We start from the raw sequence: 8,962 nt of genomic DNA, 5'->3' as shown, positions 1-8,962 counted from the left end.
TAACTGTCATTCCTGCGAAAGCAGGAATCCATTTTCCACCAAAAATTTATGCACCCTACCGGTTTATAAAGTGTCTTTTTACAGTAGCGTTGTGGCATAATAGATATTATATCAAAATGGAGGTCTAAACGAGTATGGCAACCGGTAAGATAGTTGGTAGTCAACCTACGGTAGTGGATAATCTGCTGCCAAAAGAGATAGCATTGAAGGCTGAAAATGTTGGGGTTATCAAGGCCAACCTTGACTGGTACACGTTGATGATGCTGTCAATCATGGCGGGTGCATTCATAGCGTTGGGCAGTGCGTTTTTTACTACGGTGATAACAGGCAATGGTGCCGGTGGGGCAATTAAGCTCCCCGGCGGAATATTAAGGCTGGTTGGCGGACTGGTCTTCTGCCTGGGACTAATCCTGGTTGTGATAGCCGGCGCTGAACTCTTTACAGGCAATGTCCTGATAATCATGGCGGCTGCCAGTAAGAAGGTATCGGCCAAGTTGGTGTTAAGGAATTGGTTTATCGTCTATGTTGGTAATTTTATTGGCTCAATCATTACGGCCTACTTGATCTATGAGAGCGGGCAATTTAAGTTGATGGACGGGCTCGTTGGACTCAAGGCGCTAGAGATAGCCGATGTAAAATGTAACATTCCATTTTGGGAGGGTCTGCTTAAGGGAATTTACTGTAACGTACTGGTATGCCTTGCCATCTGGCTCTGCTTTTCGGGGCGCACCGTGGTGGACAAGATAAGCGGGATTATCTTTCCCATCACTGCCTTTGTGGCCATGGGGTTTGAGCACTGTGTGGCAAACATGTATTTTATCCCGCTTGGTATCTTTATAAAATCGGGGGCAGATGCTGACTTTTGGCTTAAGGCAGGTAAAGCAGCCGGTGATTTTGCCAATCTCACATGGGGAAATCTCTTTATCGTGAACCTCTCAACCGTCTCGCTTGGAAATACATTAGGCGGCTTTATGGTTGGATTTATGTACTGGGTTGTGTATAACCGCAGTAATCTCTTAAATGCCGACAATCAACAGGAAGTATTGAAAAAACTCATAGAGAAAGGTAGAAGAAAGCACGAGCGATTTAAGATGGAAGGTCTTATCTCCTTTAATTTTGATTCAAACGTTGTCAGCGGGCAGCTTAAGGATATAAGTGAGGGAGGGCTATTCTGTGTCCTTCATCCGGTTGTAGAACTTGATCGGTTTGGACTCCGCAAGGAGCAGGGGCATCTTCCCCGAATGCTGGAGAGGGTTGTCTTTGATATTGCATCAGGCGAGCAAAAGGTCTCGGGCCTTACGGGCATTATAATTGATGTCAATATGAAAGATGTAAACACAACAGGCGTGGGGAGGTCGATAAAATTTACCGACCTTACATCGGAGAAAAATGCTGAACTGGTTGCCTTCGTCCACTCAATAAAGAATCAGGAACAGGTAAAAGGAGGGTAATGTCTATGGGCAAGAGACTGGTATTTAAGTTTATAGTTCCTATTTTAGCGCTGATGCTGGTGGTAACAGCTGTGTTGCTGGTTGTGATCATAGGGACTGTTAAGGCACGTACCAACGAGTTGGTGAATGCCCAGGTAGGGCACACATCCTCTATGGTGTCAGAGGTTCTCTCTACGATAAATAGCCTCATGTCGGAGGAGGTACAGAGGTCGATGAAGCTGTTGATCGCCAAGACCGCTGCCGCAGGTGAACCATCCCTGGCTGGAACGGCCAAGGTGGCTGACAAGTCCGTGCCTGATCTGTTGTTTGGGCAGCAGTCGCAGGCAAATCACTTTGAGATCGTTGATGAGGTTGCAAAGACCATGGGAGGGACGGCCACGCTGTTCGTCAAGAGCGGTAACGACTTTGTGAGGATATCCACAAACGTCAAAAAAGACGACGGCTCACGGGCAATTGGCACCATCCTTGACCCCAAGGGCAAGGCCATTAAAAGCATACAGGCAGGCAACCCCTTTTATGGGCAGGTTGACATACTTGGAAAGCCCTACATAACCGGTTATGCACCAATAAAGGACAAGGGCAACAATACGATTGGCATCTACTACGTAGGCTATAAGGTTACCACCCTCAAGGGGTTGGAGGACGTGGTGTCGGATGTAAGGCTGCTCAAGAACGGTTTTCTGGCAGTGGTTGACAGTATCGGGGAGATTCGTTTTCAGTCTAAGCACGCAAGTCATGACGAAATCGACAGGATATTAAAGACAAAGGATAAGAACTGGACAGTGGTTGAAAGACCGTTTGCAGAGTGGGGGTTTACCATTGTCTCTGCATATCCCGACAAGGATGTTGACGATGAGGTGTTTAAGAGTGCTGCCATAGCCTTTGCGGTGGTGTTTATAGTTTTTTTAGTTATGACTATATTTATCTATACCATATTAAAGGGGACCATACTAAAACCATTAGAGGACATGGCCTATCTGGCCGGGGAGGTAAGCAAAGGCAACGTCTGCGTAGAGATAGACCTGCACAGAGAGGATGAGATCGGCAGACTTGCCATGGATATGAACAAAATGGTTCAGTCCTTAAACGAGGTCTTAAGCAATACCATAATGTCAACTAACAGTGTAATAGAGACCATGAATACGGTCAGGGGCAAGGTGCAAAACTCCTTTCAGAGTATAAAGATGCAACACTCACAGGCAACCCAGGTAGCACAGGCGGCAGAACAGATGAGTGACACCATCACGGATATAGCCAAAAACGCCTCTCAGGTGTCGGAGACCTCCACCCATGCCATGGACATAGCGATCAAGGGCAAGGATATAGTTGATGGTGCGGTAAGCACGGTCAACACGGTTCACAAGTCCACGGTAGGGTTGTCAAGTATCATAGGTGAGTTAAACGGCAGTGTTGGGGAGATATCGGGAATAGTGACGGTTATCAACGACATAGCGGATCAGACCAATCTCCTGGCGCTCAATGCGGCCATTGAGGCGGCCAGGGCGGGGGAGCAGGGACGCGGGTTTGCCGTAGTGGCCGATGAGGTCAGAAAGCTGGCTGAGAAGACAAAGAAGGCAACAACCGAAATATCTGCCAAGATAAACACGGTACTTTCCAAGTCTGAGCGGACGACTCATTCAATGGAGGAGGCCTCCATGGGGGTTGTAAAGGCCACGGAGTATATGCAGGAGGTCAGTAATTCCCTGAACAATATCCTGACAGCCGTACAGGTTGTTCAAGAGCAAATTATACAAATAGCCACAGTTGTTGATGAGCAATCCGCAACGGCAGCCAATATAGTAACGAGTACCGAAAAGACAACGGCAATAGCAACCGAAATGGAAGCCGAGTCTGGTGAGATCATGGACAACGTAAACCGGATGCTGGAGGGTGCTCAGGAGTTAAAGAGTTCTACTGATGGTTTCATAACCGTATGTGACGTAGACAGAGGGGGCAGCAGAGGGGGCAGCAGAGGGGGCAGCAGAGGGGGCAAACTAACGCAGGGCACCAAGGCACCACAGCGCAGGTTGTTGGACAAAAAATAGTATCCTCTTAAAAAAGCAGGGTAATTTTTATTTCACGGTAAAAGATATGGATTTCTGCTTTCGCAGGAATGGCAGTTACCGCCGTTTTCCAATTGTGTCATTCCTGGCTTGACCAGGAATCCAGGATGCGTAAAAGTATAGTTACCATGAAATATAAAGAGGATACAAAAAAATAGTTACAGTAATAGGAAGGGAGTTACTTTTAGATATTAACGGAATATTTTAAGAATGAAGTGCTGAGAAAGCGTCCTTACCTCACGGTAGAGATGTGTAGAGAGGTCATTGCCAATCCAGTAAGAAGAGAGGAGCAGTCTGATGGCAGGATTCGTCTTTGGGGTAAGGTAGGCGATAAGTATCTTAGGGTTGTCACCCTTGAGGATGGTGTAACCATACATAACGCCTTTATAGATGGGCGATTTAAGGAGTAATGCAAATGAAACTGAACTATTATAAGGATACCGATTCTCTTTATATTGATCTTAGCGAAAAGACGAGTGTCCAATCCCTGGAGATTGCACCTGGGATTGTTGTGGATTTTGATGAGAACAACCATGTAGTTGGCATTGATATTGATCATGCGAGCAGAAACCTTGCACTTTCAGAATTAGAGGTTTCAAGTACACTCATCAAAAGACTTGTTCTTTCAACATCTGCTCAACAGTAATGTCTCCAGGATTTTCCGGGGGGTAGTCCTGCAGAGATAGTGAATCTTACCGGTCTAGTGCGGCATCTTTTGAAACAGGTAGCCTCCTGCGGCTATGAATGTAGCGGGTACGGCCCAGGATGCGATAAATGCCGGTATCATTCCCGAGTATCCCATCGACAGAGACAGCGCAAAGCATATCCAGTACACCAGCCCAACGGCTATGGCAATGCCAACGCTGATCGTACCCGAACCCATCTTCAACCGTGTGACAATGGCGATGGCGACAAGCATCATGACGATGACCGTAAAGGGATAGGAGAGCTTGGCGTGCAGGTCTACCAGTGTCTTTTGGTTGTCGTAGCCGGCGCTTTTGAGGTGCCTGTTGTAGCTTACGAGGTCGAAAAAGGACATCTCATCTGCCGTGGATACGTCTTCGTCGTAGATGCTCAGGGCGTTTATCTTCTCCACGGAGATGTCGTTGGCCCCTGAGGAGGTCATCTTTACCAGGTCGTAGAAGGTGACATCGGACAGGACCCAGGTGCTGCCGTTATAGAGCGACGTACCGGCGGTGTACATCTGCGTGAGACGGCCACCGTCAACCACAAAGACGGTGATGTCTTTGATGACCCCCTTGTCGGGGAAGTACTGGCCGATGTTTACAATGGTGTCGCTTTTTTCCAGAAACCATATGTTGGTGGTCTTAAAGATATTCCTGTTGTGATTGTGCTTTAACCTGTACAGGAGGTTGTTTGCCTTAAAGTTAAAGGGACTGGCAATAAAACTGTCGATAGCAAAGTCCATGGCGGCAAGTATCACGCTGATGACGACAAACGGCATAAATAATCGCTTCATGCTTGTCCCCGTGCTCTTGATGGCAATAAGCTCGTTAAACCTCGTTGCCTGACCAAACACCAACAGGGTGCCAATCAGCGCCGCCATCGGCAGGAGGTACCGGACGTACTTGGGCGCCGTGTACGACAGGTACATTAGTATCTCCGTGTATTGCGGGTGGTACTTCATGAGCTTGTCGTACTTGTCTATGACCTCAAAGACGCTCACCAGCGCTGTCAGTCCGACTATTATCGTGAGATAGACCAGCAGGCATTCCTTTATGTAGTAGCGTTCTATAATGGTCATCGCCTGTGTGCCCTCCCGTACAGATACAGGGATAGACCGAGCGTCAATGCCAGAGGTATCCAGGCGCCCGGGAAGTGGACGAGTTTGCCGTTGCGGATGAGCTTTTCGCAGTAGACCAGGAGGCCGTAGTAGAGGACAAAGATGGTCATGGCGATGCTCAACCCTGCCAGTCTGCCCCCTTTGCCAAGGAGGTGGGCCAGGGCCGGTGACAGGATGCTCAACACCAGGACCATCAGGGGCAGGGTGCAGCGTCGGTGAAACTCGATGTAGAGCTGGAGGCGTTCTTCGCCCTGTCTGCCCTCGGCCCGTTGAAGAAGCTCCGATGGGGTCAGCTCGCTGACGCTGAAGTTGACCTGGGGCATCATGCTTACAGTCATGTTGTAGGTGTCAAAGGTCAGCTTTGTAAGCGTCTGTGCGGAGGGTAGGAATATCTCACCCTTTTTTAGCGTAAAGCCGACACTCATGTTGTCGTAGGTGGTGATGTTGCCCTCCTTTGCAAAGATTACCCATGAGTTCTTTTTATTGCGTTTGTCGTAGATAAATATGTCCCTTATGGATGTCGCTGAACGTTTTTCTTTGACGAGTACCACGACGTCCTTGATCAGCGTGTAGAAGACCCCCTGTTCGATGGCCATGGGGGACTTGGTGGCGATAATCTGTATGAGTCTGCTCCTGAAGGTCTTGCTGCTTGCCGGACTGATGACAAAGGCCGTATACCCGACCAGCAGAAAGCACATCCACCCAAGGATCAACACCGGCCTTGCAATCTGCCCAAAGGACATGCCCACGGCCCTGAGTATGACGATTTCGCTGTCAACGTTGAGTCTGCCGTAGGTGAACAGCACCGCTGTCATAAACGACATCGGCATGGTCAGCAGCGACAACTGAGGCTGCACATACATGATGATCTCCAGAAAGTCAAGCGTAGAGGCCCCCACCCCGCTTAGTATCAGGCTGTATTTCAGCACGCGCTCCATCATCAGGACTACGTTGAATGCCGCAAGACTCAACAGGAGCGACCACAACAACTCCCGCAGTATGTACCTGTCTATGGTCCTTATGATTGTCCCAATCCCTCCGGAGACTGTCCGGGATATTTATCAGTCACTTGGTGGATTCTTGCGATCCTTTGATTTGATGAAACTTATCAGGCCGCAGTTCTTGCAGACGTCTGCACCGGGGAATAAATCACCCGGTCTTGTAACCGACGAGCTTCCCTGGTGCTCTTTTCTGTCCAGTAATCTCCGGGTTACCGGTTTTATGTGTCCTCCGGGGATCATGACATTTATCTCACCACGTTCGGTTTTTCCTGAGTTGTAGCTGCCGCTGCACGCCGTTAGCATATTTAGCGTGTTTTCATTGTAAGCAAATACGCACCCCCCGCAAGCCGACGAGTTCATGGTAAGAGCCGGTCTTAGCGGATGCACGTCCATGGCAGCCATATAATCGACAACCAGGTGGTAGGCTTGCATATTGTCACAATACAGGTGAACGACGTCAGGGGGGAAATACGAATCGGCAAGCGGTGAAACGACAAAGGCCTTCAGTTGCCCTTCCGACAGACGCGGCTTGGCCTTTATGAATCGCTCGGCTTGTTCTCTGTCTTTGGCATATTTCAGATGACTTTTGATCTCCGTATCATCTAATGGTTTCCATCCAAACACGTAGCGAGCGTTTATGCAGCCAAGCGTCTCTTTTGTCCCTAATATCGTCTGTCCTTTCATCCTCGGGCCAATTTCGAATTGGCAGAATGTTATGGGATGAACGGAAATATGATGTGAAACATTGTTTTTGAAATCATCAAGTTCCGCATCATCAAAAATAAACTTTACGGCAATGGGATAGTGCATAAGCCTTAACTCTTCCATAAGGGTGTGTTGTATATCTTTATAATCCAAGATTCTTACCTCCTGTTTTGTGAAAATCCAATATTATGACAAATACACGATCTATTTCTGTACATTATAGCGCGTTTCGATTGTGTGCAATACAAGAAAGAAAGGGGCGGCTCCGCCCCCCTTCAGAACCCCCCGCAAGGGGACCAGTCCCCTTGACCCCGTAAAAATGCCACATATTCTGTATTTAATCCAATCGAAATTTGCTATACTGTTAAATTCATTTAGTGCCTCAAAAACTATAGGCATATCAACGGATCAATATTTTGTTGAGCTTTGTACAAAATGTTTTAAGTCTATATTCAATACTTTTTTTGTTTGATGTGCCAATAGTGATACTATCAGAGAAATACTTATCGGTATGGATTAACTCTGTGAGCAATTTTATTATTTCATTCTTATGCTGAACTAAAACTGTCTTGTCATGAGCTTCAAAGCAGACCATGACAGTATCCATTATCGCTCTGTTTAGCGTTTTATCGTAAATTCCCTTAACGTTAATCTTTCTAAACGCCTCGATGTCAAATACCGAAAACACCTTGTCTATGGTTGAGATGAATTTTTCTTTAATTTGCGCAAGTTCCTCTTCTTTTGGATTTCGTTTAGAACTCATATAAATATTGAGAAATGATTTCATTGAGCCAGGATAATCTTTGAGGTCAAACGTACTTCTGTCTATAGCCTCAGATATGGCCAAATATCTTAAGACAAGTTCGGCATCTGCCATTGTTTTGTGTTTACCTTTAAGCCCAAGAATATCCATCCACTGCTTATTGTTTCTCAACTCCTTTATTAGTTTATTTAACTTACCTCTATATAAACGATTTCGTAATTCTTGTGGATGGAGTTTTAGAGAGCCGGTGTTGAGCCTCATAAAAACATCATATTTTACATCAGGGTGAGATTCCTTGAATATAACTATTATACGAATAAGACCATAGTCTATTGATTTTTTATATCTATTTTCAAGGTCTTTATAGTAACGTCCATTTAGGGCTGTAAAGACTTCCATATCAGATAGCTTGAATTTATTTGAAAAGAATCTTTTTAGCGAATAAAGTCTCTGAAGACCATCTATAACATTCCATTTTTCATCTTCAGCCTCATACTCATCCTCATCCTCGGCCACATATATTGGAGGTATGGGAACATTCAACAGGATTGACTCTATTAAGAGAGAAGCTTTTTGGTCGTTCCAAGTATAATTGTTTTCATAATCATGTGGTAATAGAATATCTTCGTTAATTTGACTTACCAACTCAGAAATACCTTTATCGTAGGCCTGGGCAAAAACTCTCCTTTTCTCTGGAAAGACGCCATCTATATATATGTAATCTTCAGCACTTATGGTGTCAGTAAACTCAAAAAGCACCTCTTGCTCTGCACCATTGCTGGTTGCTTCTTCTAATAGAGCTTCAGGCATTTTTCCTCCTTGGCATAGCCATTAACCTAAATATTGTTATCTGCTGCTTTTCCTCCTTTAAGACTAACAAAATCTTATGATTGCTGTCAATCTTTTTTTTCGTTTATGCTATAATCCGTAGATGTTTTTAATAGACGTACTTTTCCCCGTACACCTCGTGCCTCTGACGTACATATGCCCTGAGCGATTGCGCCAGAGGGCATTCAGGGGGATGATCGTTTCAGCGCCAGTCAGGGGCAAGGAAAAAAGGGTAAAATTTATTTCACGGTTAAACCTTCATGAATAGGAGCACTATTCGCCCCCGCCCATGAAAATTGCGAGAGCCTTATGCATTGTGCCCTGGTTCTACTGCTCTTGACAGTTTT

8 protein-coding genes are annotated in these 8,962 nt (G+C 46.2%); 4 read left to right on the top strand and 4 right to left on the bottom strand.

The features are described from left to right. Window positions 1-134 precede the first annotated feature (134 nt). The 4 genes from HWQ67_RS08795 to HWQ67_RS08780 all read left to right on the top strand — a co-directional run bounded on the left by HWQ67_RS08795 (window position 135) and on the right by HWQ67_RS08780 (window position 4,160). Window positions 135-1,451 carry a formate/nitrite transporter family protein gene (locus HWQ67_RS08795; RefSeq protein WP_218252311.1) on the top strand — a complete coding sequence of 439 codons (1,317 nt, stop codon included), beginning with the start codon at window positions 135-137 and terminating at the stop codon, window positions 1,449-1,451. A 5-nt stretch (window positions 1,452-1,456) separates the two neighbouring features. Then, on the top strand, window positions 1,457-3,496 hold the full coding sequence (locus HWQ67_RS08790) for a methyl-accepting chemotaxis protein (protein ID WP_218252310.1): 2,040 nt from the start codon (window positions 1,457-1,459) through the stop codon (window positions 3,494-3,496). A gap of 233 nt (window positions 3,497-3,729) precedes the next feature. Further along, window positions 3,730-3,924 carry a hypothetical protein gene (locus tag HWQ67_RS08785; RefSeq protein ID WP_255317185.1) on the top strand — a complete coding sequence of 65 codons (195 nt, stop codon included), beginning with the start codon at window positions 3,730-3,732 and terminating at the stop codon, window positions 3,922-3,924. Window positions 3,925-3,929: 5 nt separating this feature from the next. Then, a complete protein-coding gene (locus HWQ67_RS08780) occupies window positions 3,930-4,160 on the top strand; it encodes a DUF2283 domain-containing protein (protein WP_218252309.1) in 231 nt (76 codons plus the stop codon). A gap of 54 nt (window positions 4,161-4,214) precedes the next feature. On the opposite strand, the gene HWQ67_RS08775 is transcribed toward HWQ67_RS08780, so the two are convergent. From HWQ67_RS08775 to HWQ67_RS08760, 4 genes are all read right to left on the bottom strand, one after another. Then, window positions 4,215-5,279 carry an LptF/LptG family permease gene (locus tag HWQ67_RS08775; protein ID WP_218252308.1) on the bottom strand — a complete coding sequence of 355 codons (1,065 nt, stop codon included), beginning with the start codon at window positions 5,277-5,279 and terminating at the stop codon, window positions 4,215-4,217. Further along, window positions 5,276-6,316 carry an LptF/LptG family permease gene (locus HWQ67_RS08770; protein ID WP_255317184.1) on the bottom strand — a complete coding sequence of 347 codons (1,041 nt, stop codon included), beginning with the start codon at window positions 6,314-6,316 and terminating at the stop codon, window positions 5,276-5,278. Before HWQ67_RS08770 ends, HWQ67_RS08775 begins: the two co-directional genes overlap by 4 nt. 63 nt (window positions 6,317-6,379) lie before the next feature. Next, window positions 6,380-7,147 (bottom strand): DUF169 domain-containing protein, encoded by a 768-nt coding sequence (locus tag HWQ67_RS08765; protein ID WP_425340713.1) that lies wholly within the window; start codon window positions 7,145-7,147, stop codon window positions 6,380-6,382. A 277-nt stretch (window positions 7,148-7,424) separates the two neighbouring features. After that, window positions 7,425-8,597 (bottom strand): DUF262 domain-containing protein, encoded by a 1,173-nt coding sequence (locus HWQ67_RS08760; RefSeq protein ID WP_218252305.1) that lies wholly within the window; start codon window positions 8,595-8,597, stop codon window positions 7,425-7,427. Between the last annotated feature and the right edge of the window lie 365 nt (window positions 8,598-8,962).

The organism is Candidatus Magnetobacterium casense (genome assembly GCF_019173545.1).
Classification (GTDB): domain Bacteria; phylum Nitrospirota; class Thermodesulfovibrionia; order Thermodesulfovibrionales; family Magnetobacteriaceae; genus Magnetobacterium; species Magnetobacterium cryptolimnobacter.
Note: the sequence above shows the minus strand (reverse complement) of the source record. Positions and strands in the feature narration are given on the sequence as shown.